Below are 19710 nucleotides of genomic sequence, written 5' to 3' on the forward strand. Positions count from 1 at the left end.
CGCATGCCCACCCTACTGCCCAACCCCCGCAAGACCCTGTCCTCGCTCCGCGGGGCGCCCCGCGCGTTCAAGGCGTTCCGCCGGAGCCGCCCGTTCTGGGGGGCGATGTGGCTCGCGCTGAGCGGCTACATCATCCTGCAGTTGTCGTGGTCCCCGGTCACCGTGGTGATCAAGTCGGGCATCGGCGGCGTCTCCAGCTACGTCATCGGCTTCGGCATGCTGGTGTTCGCCTTCTTCGCCCTGTTCGTCCCGTCGCAGCGGCACCTCGCCGGCCTGCTGGGCGTCGCGTTCGCCCTGGCCTCGCTGGTGCTGTCCAACCTGGGCGGATTCATCGTCGGAATGCTGTGCGGGATCATCGGCGGCGCCATGGTGTTCGCCTGGGCGCCGCACACCGAGAAGCAGTTGGCCAAGAAGCGGGCCCGCAGGGACCGCAGGGCCGCGAAGAAGAAGAAGAACGGAGTCGCCCATGCGTGACCTGTCACCCACGCGCGCGGCGCGGCGCCGGGTCTCGGCGGGTGTCGGGCGGATGCGCGACTGGGACCGGGGCATGCGCGAGCAGGCGGGCCGGCGGCACGGCACCCGGCTCGGCGGCACGGTGACGCTGGCCGTCCCGGCGCTGCTCGGCATGGCGGCGCTCGGCGCCTTCATCCAGCAGGGCGCGCTCGCGGTCAACTTCGCCACCGGCAAGAACAGCTACAAGATCTACACCGACAACGTCAACGGTCGGGGCATGGCCGGCTATCTGCACGCCCAGAACCGCGGCGGCACCGGCCAGGCCGGGACGGCCTCCATCGCCTTCGAGTCGGCCACGTTGAACGGGCTGTGCGCCATCGCCACGGAGACGATCAGCATCGGCGGGGTCGGCACCACGTTCTCGCTGATGATCAAGGGCGGCGAGCCGGTGGACGGCACCATCACCAACCCCGCCGGCAAGCAGATCTCGGCGAGCAACCTCTATCTGGACGCCACCTCGCTGACCGGGCAGGGCAAGAACCTCGCCAGCCTCCGGCTCGGCCAGTCGGCCGACACCCTGTACGCCGGGTCGGCGCCGTTCACCGGGGGCACGGCGGGCAACTTCGGCATCCAGGCGGGGACGCTGGACGTCAACGACCTCGACGCCGACACCTACGGCCTGGACCTGCAGGGCTCGATCAACCTGCCGGACCTCAAGCTCACCCTGGTGCAGGGCTCGAAGACGAAGGTGGACTGCCCATGAGCGCCGTCGGCGCGCCCACGGCTCGGGGGCCCCTGCGCCGCGGCGGTCACGCCGCGGCGCGGGGGTGGCGGTGGTTCGCCATGTTCCGACGCACCCGTCCCTTCTGGGGCGGGCTGTGGCTGGTCCTCTCCGGCTGGGTCATGATCGACATGGCCGACTTCCCGCTCGGCGTCGTGCTGCAGGGCGGCTGGTCCACCTCGGCGGCCTACATCCTCGGCGGGGCGCAGATCCTGTTCGGCCTGGTCGCCTGGTCCGCCCCCGTGCACCGACGACTGGCCGGATTCCTCGGCGTGTGCGTCGCCCTCGCCGCGCTGGTCGGAACGAACCTCGGCGGGTTCCTCATCGGCACGCTGCTGGGCATCCTCGGCGGCTCGATGGTGTGGGGATGGGGTCCCAAGAAGGACCGGGGGCGGCGTGCCCGCGGTTGAACCCGGACGGGCGCTGCGCCGACTCGTCGTCGCCCCGCTGCTGACCGTCGCGGCGGCCGTCGCCCTCTCCCTCCCCACCGCGAACGTCCAGGGGAACGCCGCGGCGGGGTGCACGAAGGACCCCGCTTTGGGCGTGTGCATCGTGCACGTGCCGTGGAAGGTCAGCATCACCGGCGGCAGGTGGCTCAACCCCGTCTTCACCGTCGACGATTTCCACGACCACGGCACCGTCGTCCTGACGCTCGCCAACGGCACCTCCAAGACGGTCCATCGCTACACGTTCACCAATCTGGAGGCCGAACCGGGCCGGTTGAACATCACGGAGACCACGGGTCGCACCAATTACGACCTGGCCCTGGGCTCGGCGGGGACCGCCGCCATCGGGCAGCCGGGCATGATCACCGCCGTGTACGGCGTGATCAATTCCATTGAGATCGCCCATCTGATCACCTTTTACGCATGTGTGGAGGCCCGAAGTCTCGTCGGCTTCAACTTCGTCGCCGACACCAACGGATGCAATTTGGATATGGACGTTTACCTGATGCGGACCTACAATCCGAGCGCCACGGCGAACACCTTTCCCGTCGGCATCGAGGGCGGCTCCCTCAAGGTGACCAGCCAGTGAGCGCGGCCGAGCCGGGGGGCACCTCGTGGCGGCGGACCGCCCTTCCGGCCGTTCCCGCCCTGCTGGTCGTGGTGGCGTTCCTGCTCGGTGTGCGCCAGGGTCAGATCGAGGCCGCGCTGGTGGTCACCCAGTCCAACAATCTGCAGGTCAAGAGCGCGGGGCTGTTCGCGCTCGACTTCGGCCTGGGCGTCGCCGACAGCACCCGCCGCACCTCGACGGGCGACCAGACCCGCCGGATGATCCGCGCGGGGTTCGCCGACGGACAGCTCAATGAACTGTGCGTCGCCACCCAGGAGAGTCTGGGCCCGCTGGGCACGTACACGCTCTTCGTCAAGGCCGGCGACGGCAACACCGGCACGTGGGAGATCAAGGGCGCCAACATCGTGCTGGACGCCGAGAGCCTCACCAGCACCCTCAACCTCGACGGCAACGTCGACATCGGCATCGCCGCCGAGGACGTCACGACCCTCAAGGACTCCGCCGGCAATTACGTCGACAATCCCCTGGGCGTTCCGGCCGCCGAGCACCGCCTCGGCATCGACGCGACCTACGCCAAACTCAGCGGGCTGAGCGCCAATGCGAGCGTGCTCGACATCCCCGGCTTCCTGACCTTGCGCAACCTCGAGATCTCCATTCAATCCGGGGCGCAGAACTGCCCCGCCCCGGCGCACACGACGAGTTGGCCGACCGGCCGCACCAGGAACGACAACGGCAAGTGCATGGCCCTCACCGGCGGCGGCGCGGCCTCGGGCACCGACGCCGTCGAGACGACGTGCGGCACGGGGGCGAGCCAGCAGTGGTACGTGCACAGCGACGGCACGTTCCGGTCCCTGGTCAACGGCAGGCCGACCAACTGCCTCTCGCTGGACCCGGCCGTCGCCTCGCCGAAGACCGCGGAGATCAGGCCGTGCTCGGGGGCGGCCGACCAGCAGTGGAGGGTGGACTCCGCGCGACGGATCGTCAGCACCGCCAACGGCACCTGCCTCCAGCCCGCAGGCGGCGTCACCACCGACGGCACGAAGCTGGTCCTGGCCGCCTGCGACACGGCGACGTATCAGAAGTGGGACGTGCTGGGCTGACGGGCGAGGGCCCCGGCCGGAGGGTCACGGCGTGCCCGGGGCCTGTGCGGGCGGTCGGAGATCCCAGCGTCGGACGGCCAACAGCCAGGCGGCGCCGGGTATCGCCATGAGCGCGCCGAGAACGACGAACAGCGCGCGGTGGCCGAACGCGTCGAGGAGCGCGCCGGAGACCAGGGCCGAGATGGCCAGGCTCGTGGTGGCGACCGCGCTCCACAACGACATGATGCGGCCGCGGACCTCGTTGCCCGCCGCCGACAGCAGGGCGGCGATGGCGGTGGGGCCGTAGACGACGTCCGCCAGCGCGGCGCACCCCCACAACGCGAGCGCGCCCCAGGCCGAGCCGGGCAGGCCGAGCAGGGCGGTGCACAGCCCCTCGCCGAGGCAGGACAGGCCGACGATCGACAGCCGGGCCTCGGGGCTCATCCGCTGGAGTCGGGGCGCCGCGACGAGCAGCGCCGCCGCTCCGGCGCAACCCTGCACGGCGTAGAACCAGCCCGTGCCGCCGTCGCCGAGGTCGTGGACCCGCAGCGCCAGGTGGGTCATGGCGGTGATCGTTCCGCCCAGGCCGAGGCAGAACACGGCCTCCAGGCACAGCAGGGCGGCGATCAGCCGCACCCGCCGGGCGGTGCGCACCCCCTCCCGGAACGATGCCGCCCAGCCGGGCGCCGGCCCGGCCGCGCCGCGTCTGGCGCCCCCGGTGACCCGCGCGGTGAGCAGGAGCGACGCCACGAACGACAGCGCGTTGACGACGAACGCCCAGCGCCAGCCGAACAGGGCGATGACCCCGGCCCCGGCCAGCCCTCCCGCGGCCTGGAACAGCAGCCCGTTGACCTGGACCGCCGCCGAGTACAGCACGTACTCCTCGGAGCGGACCAGCGAGGGCATCCAGGCCCCCCGGGCGGACTGGAAGACGAACCCGGTGGCGGCGGACACGAAGGTCAGCGGGTAGACCAGCCACAGCCGGTCGGGGCCGTCGGCGAGCAGGAACGTCAGGGCCAGCACGGCGAGCAGCCCGTCCCCGGCCAGCATGATCGTGCGGCGGTCGGCGCGGTCGGCCAGCACGCCTCCCCAGGGGCCGATCAGCAGGCCCGGCAGATAGCGCAGCGCCAGTGCGGCGCCGGCGGCCAGGCTCGCGCCGCCGTGCTCGTAGAGCATCGCGAACACCGCGACCGCGCTGAACCAGCCGCCGCAGACGCTGATGAGGTTTCCCAGCCACAGCCGGCGGAAGTCGTGGTTCGCCTTCAGCAGCGTGACCAGGCCCTTCGCCGGGGGATCGGTCACGGTTTCGGGGGAGGTGTCCATGACGCCCAGCTTAGGGACATTGACAACCGTTTTCATTGTCGATCTAATGCGTGAGCGGAACGCGGAACGTCGACCCTGGAGGGATCACCGTGCTGGTGCGCCGGAGACCGTTCGGCCTGGTGCGCGCCACTCCCGTTCCCGTCGCCTGCACCGTTCCCGGCCGTCGGGCGGCGAGCGGGTCGCGGTGGCCCGGGCCCGGGACGCACCACCCTCGTCATCGCTCACCGGCCGGCGACGCTGCGCGGCGCCGACCCGGTGGCGGCCCTTGACCGGGGGCGCATCGCCGGCATCGGGTCCCACGCGGACCTGTTCGCGCGGTGCGCGCCCTACCGGTCCCTCGTCAAGGCGCAGGCCGGACCGAGGGACCGGAACCCCCGAAGGAGAGGAGGTGACACGACATGAAGATCAAGAAGCTGGCGGTCTCGAAGAGCCGCAGCCAGGTTCACTCCTCCAACCACGCCACGGCGCGGTCGTCCAGCGTCGCCTGGCGCTGACGTGAGGCGGTGACGTAAGTGCGGGCCGGGTGCGGGCGTGGGCGAATCACGCCCGCACCCGGTTCCTCAAGACTAGGGACGCGGAAGACCGGATGGACGAGGACATGCGCTGGGCCGGTGGGGTGTCGCTGATCCCGGCGGGTGACGGATGGCTGGTACACACGCCGGCCGAGGAGTTCCTGGCCGTCGAGTCCGAGGACGGCGGCGAGAGCGACCTGAGCGCACCCGAGCTGCGGCCGGTGTTCGAGGCCGAGGGCGCGTTGGCCCCGCCGCCGCCCGGTCCCGGGATCGTCGGGATCGCCGGGGACGGCCCCCTCGCCGACACCCTCCACCCGCTGCTCGCCGAGACCGGAGTGGCGGTCCGGCGGACCACCGAGGACGACCTGACCGGGCTGGCCGTGCTGGTGGCCTGCGCGCCCTGGCTGCCCGACCGGCGATGGACCGAGCTGGACGCCCGGTGCCTGGCCGCCGGGTTGCCCTGGCACCGCGGCCACGCCGAGGGCCGCCGCTGGTACACGGGCCCGTTCCGCACCCGGCCCGACGACGCAGGGTACGTCGACACGCGGATCCGACGTCTGGCCGCCGGTCCCTGGCCCGCCGAGCTGGCCGCCTATTGGCAATGGCTGGACGAGGGCGGACACCCCGAACCCGACCCGGCCGGCGCACTCGGTGCGACCCTGGCCGCCGCGTTGATCGCCGTGGACGTGCGCGCCTGGCTGTGCGGCGACGACCCGCCCGGCCGCGGCGTGCAGACCGGCGTGGACGCCGCCACCGGGCGGGTCGGCCGTCATCCGGTGCTGCCGGTCCCCGCCGGGCTGATGCGCGAGGCCCCCGAACCCCTGCGAGCGACCCGGTGAACGGTCGACGCGTCGCGACGGACGTCGCCGTGCGCGCCGGTGACGGCGTACGGCTGGTCGGCGACCTGTTCCTGCCCACGAGCCTTCCCGCGCCCGTGGTGGTGGTGCGCACTCCGTACGGGGCGGCCGGAGTGTGGCCCGAGGCGGCGGCGCTGGCCGAGGCGGGTGTCGCCGTCCACGTCCAGGATCTGCGGGGGCGGCATCGTTCGGGCGGCGAGTTCCTCTTGGGTCGTGACGAGGGGCCCGATGGTGCGGCCACGGTGGACTGGGCGAGTGCGCAGCCGTGGTGCGACGGCCGGGTGCTGCTCTCCGGCATCGGCTATGAGGCGTTCGCGGCCTGGTGCGCGGCGGACCATCCCGCGGTCCGGGCGGTGGCGTCCCGGCAGCCGTGGCCGGTCACCGGCACGCCACCGCTCGACGACGAGCTGTGGTGGCGCACGGAACTGGCGGGCGGCCCGGCCGTGAACCCCGGGCTCTTCGACCTGACGCTCGCGCTCGACCCGGGTCTGGCCACCGATCTGGCGGATCCGTCGTTGGTCGAACGCTGGCCGGTGCCGGTGGGGCCGTGGCCGCCGACACCCGGCACGTTCAAGGAGCAGCGCCGCCGGGTGACGCGGGCGGTGCGGGAGGTCGACGTCCCGACGTTGCATGTGGGCAGTTGGTTCTGCCGTTCGGCGGAGACCACGCTGCGGCACGCGATGCTCGCCCCGGACCCCACGGTCGTCGTCGGCGGCTGGGCGTCCCCGCTCACCCACCGGCTGCAACCCGAGTGCGCGATCGACGTGCCGGACGAGCCCGACGCCGCCGACCTCGTGCTGAGCTGGCTGGCCACCGTCGCGGAAGGCGGCGCGTGGGCCGACCCCCGCCGGTGCCTGGTCCTGGGGGCCGGGTGGCACGACCGCGATCCCCGGCCGGCCCGCCGCCCCCGCTACCGCGAAGAGCCGCTCACCGCCGACCGGACGGTCATCCGGCACGACCCCGCCGACCCGTTCCCGTCCCTGCCGCACTCCGCCGACCTGGCCCCCGTCGCCGGCCGCGACGACGTCGTCCGGCTGACCGCTAAGGGCCCGCTGAGCTGGCACGGCGCGGCCCGCCTGGACGTGGCCGTGCACGCCGAACGGCCCGTGGAACTGGTGGCCACCCTCGTCCACGAGCGCGCCGACGGCGTGCGCGTCCGTCTGGGCGACGCGACCGCTCCCCTTCCGTCCGGCACCGGGCGGGCGGAGCTGCGGCTTCCGCCGGTCGCGGCCGAGTCGGCCGCCGCCGATCGGCTGCACGTCGAGCTGACCGCCGGTCGCGTCCCGCGTCACCGCGCCCCGGACGGCCCGGCCCGATACGAGATCGAGCCCGGCCCGCTGCGGCTGCCGCACCCCATCGAGGAGCCGTGATGAATCCCGAAGCGCTGGTCGACCCGCGCACCGGAGTGATCACCCAGATCGTGCACGCCGACCCGGAACCCTGGTGGCCCCGGGGCCTGGACGTGTGCGCCACCCACGTCGCCGACATCGCCTCGCTGCTGCCCTGGCCCGCCGACCGGGTCTCCACCGGCACCGCGTTCGGCGACCCCGGCCGGGCCCGGCTGAGCGCCATCGGCGAGGCGGTGGAACGCTACTGCGGCAACTTCGTGCCCGCCGGCCTCCGCCGCGCGACGCATGCCGAGCTGGTCGGCGCGGGAGAGCACGCCGTCGACCCCGCCGACCTGGCGCTGTACTCGCCGGCCCAGTACGCCGACCCGGGGTGCCCGTTCACGCCCTTCACCGCCGACCTGCCGGTGCTGTGGACGCGCGGTGCGTCGCTGCCGTCCGAGGAGCCGGTGTGGGTGCCGGCCTCGTTGGTGTACATCAACTACCACCAACCTCCCCGGCTGGCGGAGCCGGTCACCAACTACGTCATGCTCGCCGGGATCGCCGCCGGAACCGATGACCGGATGGCCCGCACCGCCGCCCTCGAGGAGGTCATCGAACGCGACGCCACCGTCATCTGGTGGGCGAACCGGCTGCCCGCCCGTCCCGTGCACGTCGACCACCCGCGTCTCGCCTCGGTGCTGACACCGTCGCCGGAGCTGGGGCCCGGCTGGGCCCGAGCGGTCGGGGCGCGGGGACCGTGCCGGTACCGGGTGGTGGCGCTGCCCACGGTGTTCGACGTCGCCGTCGTCGGCGTGCTGCTGGAGGATCCCGAGCACGAGCTCGCGGTCTTCGGGGTCGCCGCACGACCCGACCCGGCCGTCGCCGTCCACAAGGCGCTGGCCGAGGCGGTCACGCTGCGCCGGTACGCGATGGGGCTGCTCGACCCGGACGGCGACATCTGGACGGCGGCGCGCGAGGGCACGATCCCGATCGAGTTCTTTCGTCCGTACCGTGACGACCGCCGCTACGCCGACTCGTACCGGGCCGACTTCCGTGACGTGGCCGACCTGTCGTGCCACAGCCAGATCTGGCTGGACCCGAGCCTGCGACCCCACCTGGAGCCGATCATCGGCGACCATCGACCGATCGGGCTGGACGAGCTGCCGTCGCCCGCCGGGGACCCCTACGACATCTACCTGGGGAGGTTGGCCGCCGCCGGGCTGACCGCGCACGCGGTGGACGTCACCACCCCGGACGCGGCCGCCGTCGGGTTCCGCGCGGCCCGGGTCGTGGTGCCCGGGGCCTATTCCAACGCCCCGGCCGCCTTCCCCTTCCTCGGTGGTGCGCGGCTGCGCACCGATCCGGTGCGGCTCGGTCTTCGTGACGCTCCCCTCGCCGAGGAGGACGTCAACCTCGTCCCGCTGCCGCACACATGATCCCCGGACTGTTGGATCCGCGCTGCGGGCCGGTGCGGGCGCTGGGCATCGACCGCAGTCACGGCGTACTGCACACGGCGACCGCCGAACTCGCGGCCACCGACGGGTTCGCCCTGCCGCTGGGCAACCCGGTCGTCGGGGGCACCTCGTGGGCGAGCCCACAGGAAGCGGCCCGCCGTGCCCTCGGGGAGGCCGCCGAACGCTACGCGGGCCACCTCGTCCCGGCGGACCGGCTGGTGCGCTCGGCATGGCGGAACCTCGGTGCCGCCGCGATCGATCCCGAGACGTTGGCGTTGTACTCGCCCGACCAGCTCGGCCGGCCGGGGTTCCCGTTCGTCGGGCTGCGGCGTGACACCGTCACGTGCTGGGTCACGGGACGCACCGCCGCCGGAACGGACCGCCTCGTCCCGGCGTCCTTGGTGTGGCTGGCGCCCGGCGAGCACGCCGAGAGCGAGGGGCGACCCCTGCATCTGCCGGTGGCGGCGGGCATCGCCGCCGGGCCGACCCCGGCCGCCGCGCGTTCCGCCGCCCTGGCCGAAGTGGTCGAACGGCATGCGCTGGCGACCGCCTGGCACGCGGGGTGGGCGTTCCCTCCGCTGGCGGTCCAGCCGTCGCCCGTCCCGGACGGGGTGCGGCTCCGCTGGTTCCAGGTGCCGAACCTGTTGGGGGCTCCGGTGGTCCTCTGCACCGCGGAGGGGCACGGCGACCGGCTGGGCGTGGGCTGCGCTTTGGCCCCGAACGCCGCCGACCCGGTGGCGTCCGCCGGGGCCAAGGCGGCGGCGGAGGCCCTGGTCTCGCTCGACACGCTGGACGCGGTGATCGAGGGCATCCCCGAATGGTCCGGCGTGCTCAAGCCCCACCGGGAGGACCGGTGTTACGGCGACGACTACCGGCCCGACCTGTCCGACGCCACCGACCTGGTCTGCACGCTGCAACTGCTCGCCGATCCCCGAACGGCCCGGCGGATCCTCGCCCGGCTCACGGCGGGCCGACCCGGCGGCCGGTGGCGTCCCGGCCCCATCGACCTCGACACAGCGGCGGCCGCGCACGGACTGCTCGTGGTGACCATCGACATCACCCCGCCGGACCTGGCCCGGCTCGGCCTGGCGGTCGCCCGTGTCGTCGTGCCGGGTCTGCGCTCCACCGGCCCCGCCGCGTTCCCGTTCCTCGGCGACGGGGCCGAGCCGCTGCCCTCCGCCCCCGAACGGTTGCCGATGCCCCATGTCTGAACCCCCGCCCCGGGAGGCCGGCCGTGTCTCCGCCGGCCTGGCCGGGCCCGGCCCCGCCGCGCTCGCCGCGTTCGCCGCCGACCAGGCGTGTCGGGGGGCGGCCTGCGATCACGCGCCGGCCGAGACCGAGGCGGCGCTCCTCGACACGCTGCGGGTGCGCGGCGAAGACGCATGGCGGGTCGCCGAGGCCCGCCGACGCCCCGGCCGATCCCGGGCCGGGGACGATGAGAAAGAGGAAACCCCCTGATGAAGAAGATCGCCTCCCTGATCCCCGTGGTCGCGGCCGCGCTGCTGGCGACCGCGTGCGGCGGTGCGGAGGACACGGCCGGTGCCGGATCGTCCGCCGCGCCCGTCACGGTGCGGAACTGCGGCACCGCCTACCTGTTCGCGAAGACCCCCGAGCGGGTGGTCACCTCCAGCACCGTGGCCACCGAGGTCCTCCTCGCGCTCGGGCTGCGGGACCGGCTGGCGGGCACGGTGGCCGCCAAGGACATCGTCCCCGAGTACGCCCCCGCGTTGCGCGGCGTCCGGGTCATCGCCGAGAGCGCGTTCCCGCCGCCGTCCAAGGAGGTCGTCTACTCCGCCGACCCCGACCTCGTGATCAGCGGCTACCCCGACGACTACGGGCCCAAGGCCATGGGCGACCGGGCCGTTCTCCAGAAGGAGGGCGTCAACACCTACCTGCTGTCGGCCAACTGCCCCGGTCACAAGGCCGGCGTCGAGGACGTGTACGCCGACGTCCGCGCCCTCGGCCAGGTGTTCGGCGTTCAGGACCGGGCCGAGGCGTTGGTCCGCCGCCTTCAGACCGAGGTCCACGCCGTCAAGCCCGTCGCCGGGAGCCTCAAGGTCTTCGACTACGCCGGAGGCAAGGACAAGCCCGCCACCGCCGGGTCCGGCGCGCTGGTGGACGATCTGATCCGCCGCGCCGGGGGCACCAACATCTTCCCCGAGGTCGCCTCCTACAAGCAGGTCTCCTGGGAGGAGATCGTCAAGCGCGACCCCGACGCCATCCTGGTCGAGGACCAGGCGTTCGAACCCGCCGACAAGGCCATCGCCTGGATGAGGTCCTACGGCCCCCTCAAGAACGTCACCGCCGTCAAGGAGAACCGGTTCATCGTCATCCCCGTCAACGACACCCAGCCGGGCGTGCGCAGCGGACGCGCCCTCATGACCCTCACGGCCGGGCTCGCCCGGTGACGAGCAAGGCCCCCTCGGCCGGACGCCGTCCGACCGCCGGGACACCGGCGGTCGGGCGGGCCGCGCTCCCCGTCCTGGTGGGCGGCCTGTCGGTGGCGCTGGTCCTGTCGATGATCGCCGCCGTCGGGCTGGGACCGGTGGCCATCCCCTTCGGCGACGTCGCCGAGGTCATCGGGCACCGCTACCTGCCCGGCCTGGTGGAGACCGCCCCCACCGGTCCGCGAACGGTGATCGTGCTCGACATCCGGCTGCCTCGGGTGCTCCTGGGGGCCGCCGTGGGCGCAGGTCTGGCGGCCGTGGGCACGGTCCTGCAAGCGGTGCTGCGCAATCCGCTCGCCGACCCGTATCTCATCGGCGCCAGCTCCGGGGCCTCCTTCGGCGCGGTGCTGGTCCTCATCGTCGGGATCGCCCCGTTCGGGACGTTCTCCCTGCCGGTGGCGGCGTTCCTCGGTGCGATGGCGGCGTTCGCCCTGGTCATGCTGCTGGCGGGCGGCCGTGGCCTGCTCGCGCCCACCCGGCTCATCCTGGCCGGGGTCGCGGTCGCGGCGTTCACCGAGGCCGTCACCCACTACCTCGTGCTCACCTCGCCGGACAAGGAGGTCCGCTCCGCGATGTTCTGGATGCTCGGCGGGCTCGGCGGCACCCAGTGGCGCGACATCGCGATGCCGATCATCGTGGTCGTGGCGGGGTCCCTGTGGTTCTGGTCGCAGAGCGGACGGCTGAACGCGCTCGTCCTCGGCGAGGAGGGGGCGACCAGCCTCGGCCTGGAGGTCGACCGGGTGCGGCGTCGTCTGGTCGTCGGCTGCGCGCTGGTCATCGGTGCCGTCGTCGCCGTCAGCGGCGGCATCGGCTTCGTCGCCCTGATGGTCCCCCACGCGGTCCGCCTGGTGATCGGCGGCGACAACCGCCGCGTCCTGCCCCTGGCCGCCCTGACCGGCGCGATCCTGCTGGTGTGGGTGGACGTCGGGGCCCGGATGCTCAACCGGCCCGACGAGATCCCGATCGGAGTCATCACCGCCGTGCTCGGCGCGCCGTTCTTCCTCGTCCTGCTGCGCCGCGCGGACCGCCGGAGGCTGCGATGACCCCCGTCTCCGTGGAGATCGACGACCTGGGCTGGACCCCCGCCGGGCTGTCGGGTGTCACCCTGCACGTCCCGCCGGGCCAGATCGTCGGGCTGCTCGGTCCCAACGGCAGCGGCAAGTCCAGTCTCCTGCGCTGCGTCTACCGCAGCCTGCGACCCGACACCGGCACGGTACGGGTCGACGGCGCCGACGTGTGGCGCACACCGGCCCGCAACGTCGCCCGACAGGTGGCCGTCCTCACCCAGGACGCGCCCACCGACCTGGACAACACCGCCGAACAGATCGTCGCGCTCGGCCGCATCCCCCACCAGGGCCGCTTCGGCGGGCTGTCGCCCACCGAGCACCGGCTCATCGACGACGCGATACGGCGCTGCGACATCGCCCACCTCGCGCATCGCTCCATGGCCACCCTGTCCGGCGGCGAACGCCAACGCGTCCAGCTCGCGCGGGCGCTCGTCCAAGAACCCCGCCTGCTCATCCTCGACGAACCCACCAACCACCTCGACCTGCGCCACCAGGTGGATCTGCTTCGGCTGATCGCGGGGCTGGACGTCACCGCGTTGATCGCCCTGCACGACCTGCAACTGGCCGCCGCGGCCTGCCACCGGCTGGTGGTCTTGAACGAGGGCCGGATCGTCGCCGACGGCGCCCCGACGGACGTGGTCACCGCCGACCTGCTGCGCGACGTCTACCAGGTCGACGCGGACGTCGACATCGGACCCGACGGCCTGCCCCGGGTCGCCGTCCGCCTGCACGACGTCACCACGCTCAGCGAGGCGGCCCGGACGGCCTCCGTGGCTTCGCCGGATGGGTGAGTCAGCGCTCTTCATGGTGGCTCGTGCCGTCGGTTCCGTGTTCCGGGCAACGGCCATCAGCGCAGCCCGGGCGGCTCGGGAAGAAGTGCCTCCCTCAGTGCCTCGCCATCCCGATGTGCTGCCTGGCATGAGGGGTGCCGCACGCGCGTGCCTTGCTGATGGCTTCCGGTGGTCAGGTCAACGCGATGACGCCGCTCAGCGAGTTGCCACGACCCCGGCGGGGATCCGCGCCGCGCGGCCCGAGCGCGTGAACGCGGGCGGGCCGCCCGCACGACGGCGAGTCATGCCCGATCACGAGGCGGGGCTGATCGGTCGGGGCCGGGCGGTCGGCCGTTCGTGAGGGTCGATCGGTGCGGTCGGGGAGTCGGCCGGGTGCTTCGTTGATCCCGGCGGGCCAAAGCGTGCGGCCTGTTCGTGCACGGGCGCCCCGCTCGGCCGGGACGAGGGCCGGTCTGCTCGCTCGGGGGTCACAGGGGCAGGATCTCCAGGGAGCCCGGGCCGGCGACGTTGCGGATTCCGGTGGTCAGGCACCGGTGGGGTTCGATGGTCAGGCGGGCGCTGATGAGCATGAGCGTGCGGCCGGCGAACTCTCCTGAATCGATGGTGGCGAGCACGATCCCGACGTTCTCGCCGAGCGGCCGCTGGCTGAGGGTCATGCCGCCGGTGAACTCCGAGGTGCCCGAGTCGTTGCCCTCGCGGTCCCTCCACCGGACGGTGCCGCCGGCGTTGGTGATCGGGACGTTGAGGGAGCAACTGAGCAGCCCCGTGGCGCTCGCGGTGAAATCGGCGGCGGCGTGCTGGGGATCCAGGAGCCGACCCGCGCAGGGCACGAACCTTCCCAGCACGGTCACCTCCTGCTTCCGAGGCAGCACCGTCAGCCCTGGACTGATGGACTGCTCGACGTGGCCGGGGCAGACCGTCAGCGGGGCATCGGCTCGAGCGTGGGCAGGTCGGGACATGCCCGGTGCCAGGGCGCAGACCAGCGCCAAGCCGGTCAGCAGCGCCGCCGGACCGCGGCGCGAGATCAGAGTGTCGGGCATGGGGATGCTTCCTTCATCGGCCTCGTTCGTCACTTTTCGGCACCAAACGCACACCAAAAGTGCCGCAGCTCAAAGTAACGAACTCGTCGCACTCAGTAAAGGCACGGCAGGGCGGGATGGCGTCCCCCCGACCGACCGGGGATCCCAGCGTGTTCATCGCCGACGTCGAACGTGCCGCTCGCCGAACGCCGGACAGACCCGGCGCTCGACCGCCCGGCGGTGAAGTCGATGCCGCCCCGGCACCTGAAACAGTGCCCCCGGTCCGACACCTCCTGGACGGGATATGCGCGCGTGATCATCTCCCGCATGTCGCGACCACGGCGCTTCGGACGCGACCCGAGTTGCTCTCCGGCCGTTGCGCCCACAGCGGGATCCTCGTGAAACGCCCCGCGTCCTAGGATCGCCCGTCGGGTCGCTCGGCGAGCGCGCGGGCGCGTTCGAGGGACTCGGGGGTGTCGCAGTCGTACCAGGGCGGCGGCCGTTCCCCGGCGGGAACGCTCAGCGTCCGCGGCTCCAAGGGGTCGAGCAGCCCGTGCAGCGACCTCCCGTCGTACGCCGTGAGGGCGGTCCTCAGCGCCGCGGTGCGCCAGCAGCCGATGAGCCACTGGGGCCGACCGTCGTCATCGGTCAGCACCGCGCCGACGCCGTGCCGGACGGCCGCTCCGAGCAGTCCGTCGACGTGCGCGGCCCGCAGGAAGGGCAGGTCGGCGGCCAGCAGGACGGTCCACGGCGCGCGGACCTCGGCGAGCCCGGCCGTCAGGGCGGGGACGGGGCCGCCGCCCGGCGGGTCCTCCCGGACGACGACGGCGTCGGCGGGGGTCAGCCGGGGGCGGGGCGGGCCGACGATCACCAGGCGCCGGGCCCCGGCGGCGGCCTCCGCGGACCAGGCGAGCAGCGGTCTGCCGCCCACCGGCGCGGCCGGCTTGTCGGCGCCGCCGAATCGGCGGGCCCGGCCGCCCGCGAGGACGACCGTGTCGAACTCAGGCGTCGTCACGGCGTGCGCCGGCGTCCCGCTCGTAGGCGCTGAGGTTCTTCTCCAGGGCCTTCATCAGCTCCCAGACCTGGCCGGGGGGGATCCGCACCCGGGCGACGACCCTGGCGGGCACGTGGACGTAGCGGGAACCGGAGTCGGGGTCCTGGGCGACCTCGGGGGGGCGCACCTCGGTGGCGAAGTCCAGCACGAAGCTCTCCTGGGTCCGCCACACCGACGCGAATCCGGCGTACACGCCGACCTCGGCGTCCTCCGGCACCGTTATCTCGACCCGTTGTTCCAGCGGCTGGTCCGTCACCCTGACATCGTCGCATGTGACGGACGGAGCCGGGTCATCCGCCGATCGCGGACATGGGGCGGGCCGGCTGCAGGAATCCGGGGTCGTCGATGCCGTGCCCGGCGCGCTTGCGCCCGACCGCAGCGACCCACCGCGCGGCGAGGTCGTCGTCGTCCGCGCCGGCCCGCAGGGCGGCGCGCAGATCGGACTCCTCGGTGGCGAACAGGCAGTTGCGGACCTGTCCGTCGGCGGTCAGCCGCACCCGGTCGCAGGCGCCGCAGAACGGCCGGGTGACCGACCCGATGACACCCACCCGCGCCGGTCCCCCGTCGACGAGGAACGTCTCGGCGGGCGCGCTGCCCCGCGACGCCGGCTCGTCGGGGGTCAGCGCGAACGACGCCGACAGCAGGCCGAGGATCTCGTCGGCGGTGACCATGTCGTCGCGCTTCCAGCCGTGCTGGGCGTCCAGCGGCATCTGCTCGATGAACCGCAGCTCGTACCCGCGCTCCAGGCAGTACCGCAGCAGCGGCACGGCCTCGTGGTCGTTGATCCCGCGCATCAGCACCGCGTTGACCTTGACCGGGGTCAGCCCGGCCCGGACCGCCGCCGCCAGCCCGGCCAGCACGTCGGCGAGCCGGTCGCGGTGCGTCAGGCGGGTGAAGGTCTCCGCCTCCAGGGTGTCGAGGGAGACGTTGACGCGGTCGAGCCCGGCCTCGGCCAGCGGCCCGGCCAGCCGGCCGAGGCCGATGCCGTTGGTGGTCAGCGAGATCTGCGGGCGGGGGCGCAGCGCGGCGGTGCGCCGGACGACGTCCGGCAGCCCGCGGCGCAGCAGCGGCTCGCCGCCGGTGTAGCGGACCTCGGTGACGCCGAGCCGCTCGACGCCGACACCCACCAGCCGGACCACCTCGTCGTCGGTCAGCAGCTCCGGCCTGGGCAGCCAGTCGAGTCCCTCCGGCGGCATGCAGTACGAGCACCGCAGGTTGCACCGGTCGGTGAGGGAGACCCGCAGGTCCGTCGCGACGCGGCCGAAGCCGTCGACCAGCACGGGCGGCCCCCCTTCCTGCTGCCGGCGGGGCGGCCCCCGCCGAAATGGCCTGGCGGCATCCACTGTATTGGGGTGGTTGACGTTCCGGTGCACCGCGAGGCACGGTATCGGCCTGATCTTCGAGGAGGGCGGGCCATGACGGTGACACGGCGGTGGGAGTTCGCGGGACGCGACGGGGCGGTCGCGGCGCGGTCCTGGAGGCATCCCGAGCCCCGCTACCTGGCCGTTCTGGTGCACGGCTACGGCGAGCACCTGGGCCGGTACGAGCACGTGGCGCGGGCCCTGCTCGACCACGGCGCCACCGTCGTCGGCGTCGACCACGCCGGGCACGGTCTGTCGGCGGGCGAACGGGTGCTCGTCGCCGATTTCGAGGACCGGGTGGCCGACGTCCACTCCCTGGTCGAGGACGCCCGCGCCGACCACCGCGATCTCCCGGTCGTCGTGATCGGGCACTCGATGGGCGGCATGATCGCCACGCGCTACGCCCAGCTCCACGGGGAGGGGATCGCGGCGCTGGTGCTGTCGGGGCCGGTGCTCGGGCGCTGGGAGGCGCTGGAGGCGATGCGTGGCCTGGACGAGATCCCCGACGTGCCCATCGACCCGTCCACGCTGTCGCGGGACCCGCAGGTCGGTCGGGCGTACGCGGACGACCCGCTGGTCTGGCACGGGCCGTTCAAGAAGGTCACGGTCGAGGCGTGGGCCCGCTGCCTGGACGCGATCACGCGGCACGGGTCGCTCGGAGCGCTGCCGACCCTGTGGGTGCACGGCGAGGACGACCGTCTGGTGCCGTACGAGGGGACGGCCGTCGGCATCGAGGCGGTGCGGGGCACGGACCTGACGGAGCGGCGCCATGCGGAGGCGCGGCACGAGGTGTTCAACGAGACCAACTCCGACGAGGTACTGGCGGAGGTCACCGCCTTCGTCGACCGCGTGCTGAGCGCTCCAGCTCGCTGAGCAGCTCCTCCTTGCGCGCCGCCGGGATCGCCCGCCGGTCGGTGTCGGTGAGCGCGCCCTCCAGAGCCCACAGCATCGTGCGGGTCAGGCCGGGCATCGCCGCGTCCCGCAGCCCGAGGAACGCCTCGACGGGTCCCGTCCGGGCGAGGTCGTCCAGGGTCCGGATGCCGATGCGGTTCAGCCGTTCGGCCGTGGTGGGGTCGAGGTTGCGGCAGTTCTCGATCTTCATGCTCCTCCCGCATCTGATCGCGTGACCCTGGCGCCAGATCCGGGGTCGGAGCAGGTCGGGGTACTTCGGGGCGTCGGGGCGGGCCAGCACGTCGGCGCGGGCCCGGCGGGCGATCCCCACGTCACGGCGGAAGTCGCGGAAGATCTGGATCTCGCCCGAGTGGCCCCCACGCCAAGGCCCGAGGTACGTGTGATCGGAGGGGAAGCGGCCGGTCGCGTCCAGCGTGGCGGCCCACAACGCCCACAGCCGCAGCTCCGTCGTACTGTCCGGCTGGAGGACGATCAACCCGTCGGTCCGCCGGACCCGGCCGCGCTCCGGCCGCCAGTACGGGACGTGCGCGTCCGTCCAGCCCCGGACGTCGGTCAGCGCGGCGTCCAGCCCGTACGTCCGCCAGCGGACGGTCCCGTCCGGGGCCGATCGCAGCGGCAGCCTCGCCTTGAGGTCGCGGGCGGCCCGCCGCCCGAACGGCGTGCGGCGGTCGGGCAGCACGACGATCGGGTCGGCCGGGTCGGCGTCGAACGGCGTCGGCACCAGGAATGGCCGGTCGATGAGCAGCAGGGTGCCCGGCCGTGCCTGATAGGAAAGGCCCCACAGCAGGCGGGCCAGCACCTGCGCCCCGTGCCGGTCGGACAGCACGTGCCACGTCTCGTGGAACAGGTTGGTGCCGAACCGGGCGGTGGTGCCCGGCCGCAGCCCGATGACGGTGTGCTCGCGGCCCGCCAGCCGCAGGGTGCGCCGGTGCAGCTTCATGCCGTCGGCGGCGGCCCGCGCCGTGGCGGGCCGCTGCCGCGCCGGCATGGTCCGTCAGCCCTTCACGCAGATGAGCTGGCGGAGGCGCGCCTCGACCCGGACCAGGTCGGACTGCGCGGCCATGACCGACTCCAGGTCCTTGTAGGCGCCCGGGATCTCGTCGATCACCCCGGCGTCCTTGCGGCACTCCACACCCTCGGTCTGCGTCTGCAGGTCCTCCAGGGTGAAGGTCTTCTTGGCCTTGTTCCGGCTCATCCTCCGGCCCGCCCCGTGCGAGGCGGAGTTGAAGGCGTCGTCGTTGCCGAGGCCGCGCACGATGTACGTGCCGGTCGCCATCGAACCCGGGATGATGCCCAGGTCGCCGCCGCCCGCGCGGATCGCGCCCTTGCGGGTGACCAGCAGCTCGGCCCCGCCGTAGACCTCCTCGGCCACGTAGTTGTGGTGGCACGAGATGTGGTCGGTCCACTTGATCTTGTGGCCGGCGAAGTACCGGGCGACCACGTTCTGGGAGAGCGCCATCATGAGCGCCCGGTTGCGCCGCGCGTAGTCCTGCGCCCAGAACAGGTCCCGGCGGTACGCCTCCATCTCGTCGGTGCCGCTCAGGAACACCGCCAGGTCGCGGTCGGGCAGGTCCTGGTTGTGCGGCAGCCTCCGGGCGGCCTCGATGTGGTGGTCCGCCAGCTCCTTGCCGATGTTGCGCGAGCCGGAGTGCAGGACGATCCAGATCGCCCCCTCGTCGTCGGCGCACACCTCCAGGAAGTGGTTGCCGCTCCCGAGCGTCCCCATCTGCGACCGGGCCCGACCGAACCGGCCCCGGACGGCCGGGAGCAGCTCGTCGAAGCCCTTCCAGAAGTCGTACCAGCCGCGCTCCTTGAAGCCGGGGACGCCCGCCGGGTCCACCGGGGTGTCGTGGGAGCCGCGACCGACCGGGATCGCCCTCTCCAGCTTGGCGCGCAGGCGGCTCAGGTCGTCGGGGAGGTCCTCGACCGTCAGGCTGGAGCGCACCGCCGTCATGCCGCAGCCGATGTCCACGCCGACGGCGGCGGGTGCCACGGCGTCGCGCATCGCGATCACCGAGCCGACGGTGGCGCCCTTGCCGTAGTGGACGTCGGGCATCACCGCGACACCCTCCACCCACGGCAGGTCCGCCACGTTGCGCAGTTGGTCGAGCGCCGCCTCCTCGACGGTCGCCGGGTCCGTCCACATGCGGATCGGAACACGGCCGCCCCGCAGGGTCTCGTACGGCATCGAAGGCTCCTTTCCGAACCTGAACGCCCGTTGACCGTTCCCGTTGAACGATCTCTGACGCGCTCTATGA

21 protein-coding genes are annotated in these 19710 nt (G+C 73.2%); 14 read left to right on the forward strand and 7 right to left on the reverse strand.

From position 1 onward, the window contains the following. Positions 1–3 precede the first annotated feature (3 nt). From DFJ69_RS32630 to DFJ69_RS32645, 5 genes are read left to right on the forward strand one after another with little or no spacing between them, the layout of a single operon-like run. Entirely contained in the window at positions 4–474 is a 471-nt protein-coding gene (locus DFJ69_RS32630) for a DUF6114 domain-containing protein (protein ID WP_116026129.1), read from the forward strand. After that, the gene (locus tag DFJ69_RS32635) at positions 467–1216 is read left to right on the forward strand and encodes a DUF6230 family protein (protein WP_116026130.1); all 750 of its coding nucleotides are present in this window, start codon (positions 467–469) and stop codon (positions 1214–1216) included. The genes DFJ69_RS32630 and DFJ69_RS32635 overlap by 8 nt, the downstream gene beginning before the upstream one ends. Next, positions 1213–1644, forward strand: coding sequence for a DUF6114 domain-containing protein (locus tag DFJ69_RS32640; RefSeq protein ID WP_211328894.1), 432 nt, complete (start codon positions 1213–1215; stop codon positions 1642–1644). Before DFJ69_RS32635 ends, DFJ69_RS32640 begins: the two co-directional genes overlap by 4 nt. Next, on the forward strand, positions 1631–2269 hold the full coding sequence (locus tag DFJ69_RS34730) for a hypothetical protein (protein ID WP_170177898.1): 639 nt from the start codon (positions 1631–1633) through the stop codon (positions 2267–2269). Before DFJ69_RS32640 ends, DFJ69_RS34730 begins: the two co-directional genes overlap by 14 nt. Then, a complete protein-coding gene (locus DFJ69_RS32645) occupies positions 2266–3348 on the forward strand; it encodes a DUF6230 family protein (RefSeq protein WP_170177899.1) in 1083 nt (360 codons plus the stop codon). The genes DFJ69_RS34730 and DFJ69_RS32645 overlap by 4 nt, the downstream gene beginning before the upstream one ends. A gap of 24 nt (positions 3349–3372) precedes the next feature. Here DFJ69_RS32645 and DFJ69_RS32650 read toward each other — a convergent pair whose 3' ends face one another. Then, positions 3373–4650, reverse strand: coding sequence for an MFS transporter (locus DFJ69_RS32650; RefSeq protein WP_170177900.1), 1278 nt, complete (start codon positions 4648–4650; stop codon positions 3373–3375). A gap of 586 nt (positions 4651–5236) precedes the next feature. On the opposite strand from DFJ69_RS32650, the gene DFJ69_RS32660 reads away from it, so the two are divergent. The 8 genes from DFJ69_RS32660 to DFJ69_RS32695 are packed head-to-tail and all read left to right on the forward strand — an operon-like array spanning position 5237 to position 13106. Then, complete coding sequence (locus DFJ69_RS32660; RefSeq protein WP_116026134.1) at positions 5237–6001, forward strand: hypothetical protein; 765 nt, start codon at positions 5237–5239, stop codon at positions 5999–6001. Further along, positions 5998–7389: a CocE/NonD family hydrolase gene (locus DFJ69_RS32665; protein WP_170177901.1), complete on the forward strand. Its 1392-nt coding sequence runs from the start codon at positions 5998–6000 to the stop codon at positions 7387–7389. Before DFJ69_RS32660 ends, DFJ69_RS32665 begins: the two co-directional genes overlap by 4 nt. Then, positions 7389–8783, forward strand: coding sequence for a YcaO-like family protein (locus DFJ69_RS32670; protein ID WP_116026136.1), 1395 nt, complete (start codon positions 7389–7391; stop codon positions 8781–8783). The genes DFJ69_RS32665 and DFJ69_RS32670 overlap by 1 nt, the downstream gene beginning before the upstream one ends. Then, positions 8780–10012, forward strand: coding sequence for a YcaO-like family protein (locus DFJ69_RS32675; RefSeq protein WP_116026137.1), 1233 nt, complete (start codon positions 8780–8782; stop codon positions 10010–10012). Before DFJ69_RS32670 ends, DFJ69_RS32675 begins: the two co-directional genes overlap by 4 nt. Next, positions 10005–10259, forward strand: coding sequence for a hypothetical protein (locus DFJ69_RS32680; protein ID WP_116026138.1), 255 nt, complete (start codon positions 10005–10007; stop codon positions 10257–10259). Before DFJ69_RS32675 ends, DFJ69_RS32680 begins: the two co-directional genes overlap by 8 nt. Next, the gene (locus DFJ69_RS32685; RefSeq protein WP_116026139.1) at positions 10259–11209 is read left to right on the forward strand and encodes an ABC transporter substrate-binding protein; all 951 of its coding nucleotides are present in this window, start codon (positions 10259–10261) and stop codon (positions 11207–11209) included. The genes DFJ69_RS32680 and DFJ69_RS32685 overlap by 1 nt, the downstream gene beginning before the upstream one ends. Continuing rightward, positions 11206–12291, forward strand: a complete 1086-nt coding sequence (locus tag DFJ69_RS32690) for a FecCD family ABC transporter permease (protein WP_245974666.1) — start codon at positions 11206–11208, stop codon at positions 12289–12291. Before DFJ69_RS32685 ends, DFJ69_RS32690 begins: the two co-directional genes overlap by 4 nt. After that, a complete protein-coding gene (locus DFJ69_RS32695) occupies positions 12288–13106 on the forward strand; it encodes an ABC transporter ATP-binding protein (protein WP_116026140.1) in 819 nt (272 codons plus the stop codon). Before DFJ69_RS32690 ends, DFJ69_RS32695 begins: the two co-directional genes overlap by 4 nt. Positions 13107–13573: 467 nt before the next feature. Here the strand turns inward: DFJ69_RS32695 and DFJ69_RS32700 are convergent, their stop codons facing one another. The 4 genes from DFJ69_RS32700 to moaA all read right to left on the reverse strand — a co-directional run bounded on the left by DFJ69_RS32700 (position 13574) and on the right by moaA (position 16459). Further along, the gene (locus DFJ69_RS32700) at positions 13574–14146 is read right to left on the reverse strand and encodes a hypothetical protein (protein ID WP_116026141.1); all 573 of its coding nucleotides are present in this window, start codon (positions 14144–14146) and stop codon (positions 13574–13576) included. A gap of 394 nt (positions 14147–14540) precedes the next feature. Next, the gene (mobA, locus tag DFJ69_RS32710) at positions 14541–15140 is read right to left on the reverse strand and encodes a molybdenum cofactor guanylyltransferase (protein WP_116026143.1); all 600 of its coding nucleotides are present in this window, start codon (positions 15138–15140) and stop codon (positions 14541–14543) included. Further along, positions 15127–15435, reverse strand: a complete 309-nt coding sequence (locus DFJ69_RS32715; protein WP_170177902.1) for a DUF3467 domain-containing protein — start codon at positions 15433–15435, stop codon at positions 15127–15129. The genes mobA and DFJ69_RS32715 overlap by 14 nt, the downstream gene beginning before the upstream one ends. 34 nt (positions 15436–15469) lie before the next feature. After that, complete coding sequence (gene moaA, locus DFJ69_RS32720) at positions 15470–16459, reverse strand: GTP 3',8-cyclase MoaA (RefSeq protein WP_245974667.1); 990 nt, start codon at positions 16457–16459, stop codon at positions 15470–15472. Positions 16460–16594: 135 nt separating this feature from the next. Here moaA and DFJ69_RS32725 point away from each other — a divergent pair, with 135 nt between their 5' ends. After that, positions 16595–17413 (forward strand): alpha/beta hydrolase, encoded by an 819-nt coding sequence (locus DFJ69_RS32725; RefSeq protein WP_116026146.1) that lies wholly within the window; start codon positions 16595–16597, stop codon positions 17411–17413. On the opposite strand, the gene DFJ69_RS32730 is transcribed toward DFJ69_RS32725, so the two are convergent. After that, positions 17370–18440 (reverse strand): TfoX/Sxy family DNA transformation protein, encoded by a 1071-nt coding sequence (locus DFJ69_RS32730; RefSeq protein WP_116026147.1) that lies wholly within the window; start codon positions 18438–18440, stop codon positions 17370–17372. The genes DFJ69_RS32725 and DFJ69_RS32730 overlap by 44 nt on opposite strands. 6 nt (positions 18441–18446) lie before the next feature. Continuing rightward, on the reverse strand, positions 18447–19640 hold the full coding sequence (locus DFJ69_RS32735) for an RtcB family protein (RefSeq protein WP_116026148.1): 1194 nt from the start codon (positions 19638–19640) through the stop codon (positions 18447–18449). Positions 19641–19710: the final 70 nt, after the last annotated feature.

This window comes from Thermomonospora umbrina (genome assembly GCF_003386555.1).
GTDB classification, from domain to species: Bacteria; Actinomycetota; Actinomycetes; order Streptosporangiales; family Streptosporangiaceae; genus Thermomonospora; species Thermomonospora umbrina.

Coding starts and splice junctions, on each gene's coding strand:
- DFJ69_RS32675 (WP_116026137.1), top strand. CDS start 8,780: ATGATCCCCGGACTGTTGGATCCGCGCTGCGGGCCGGTGCGGGCGCTG.
- DFJ69_RS32670 (WP_116026136.1), top strand. CDS start 7,389: ATGAATCCCGAAGCGCTGGTCGACCCGCGCACCGGAGTGATCACCCAG.
- DFJ69_RS32685 (WP_116026139.1), top strand. CDS start 10,259: ATGAAGAAGATCGCCTCCCTGATCCCCGTGGTCGCGGCCGCGCTGCTG.
- DFJ69_RS32700 (WP_116026141.1), bottom strand. CDS start 14,146: ATGCCCGACACTCTGATCTCGCGCCGCGGTCCGGCGGCGCTGCTGACC.
- DFJ69_RS32680 (WP_116026138.1), top strand. CDS start 10,005: ATGTCTGAACCCCCGCCCCGGGAGGCCGGCCGTGTCTCCGCCGGCCTG.
- DFJ69_RS32660 (WP_116026134.1), top strand. CDS start 5,237: ATGGACGAGGACATGCGCTGGGCCGGTGGGGTGTCGCTGATCCCGGCG.
- DFJ69_RS32730 (WP_116026147.1), bottom strand. CDS start 18,440: ATGCCGGCGCGGCAGCGGCCCGCCACGGCGCGGGCCGCCGCCGACGGC.
- DFJ69_RS32650 (WP_170177900.1), bottom strand. CDS start 4,650: ATGGACACCTCCCCCGAAACCGTGACCGATCCCCCGGCGAAGGGCCTG.
- DFJ69_RS32630 (WP_116026129.1), top strand. CDS start 4: ATGCCCACCCTACTGCCCAACCCCCGCAAGACCCTGTCCTCGCTCCGC.
- DFJ69_RS32725 (WP_116026146.1), top strand. CDS start 16,595: ATGACGGTGACACGGCGGTGGGAGTTCGCGGGACGCGACGGGGCGGTC.
- DFJ69_RS32695 (WP_116026140.1), top strand. CDS start 12,288: ATGACCCCCGTCTCCGTGGAGATCGACGACCTGGGCTGGACCCCCGCC.
- DFJ69_RS32635 (WP_116026130.1), top strand. CDS start 467: ATGCGTGACCTGTCACCCACGCGCGCGGCGCGGCGCCGGGTCTCGGCG.
- DFJ69_RS32735 (WP_116026148.1), bottom strand. CDS start 19,640: ATGCCGTACGAGACCCTGCGGGGCGGCCGTGTTCCGATCCGCATGTGG.
- DFJ69_RS32640 (WP_211328894.1), top strand. CDS start 1,213: ATGAGCGCCGTCGGCGCGCCCACGGCTCGGGGGCCCCTGCGCCGCGGC.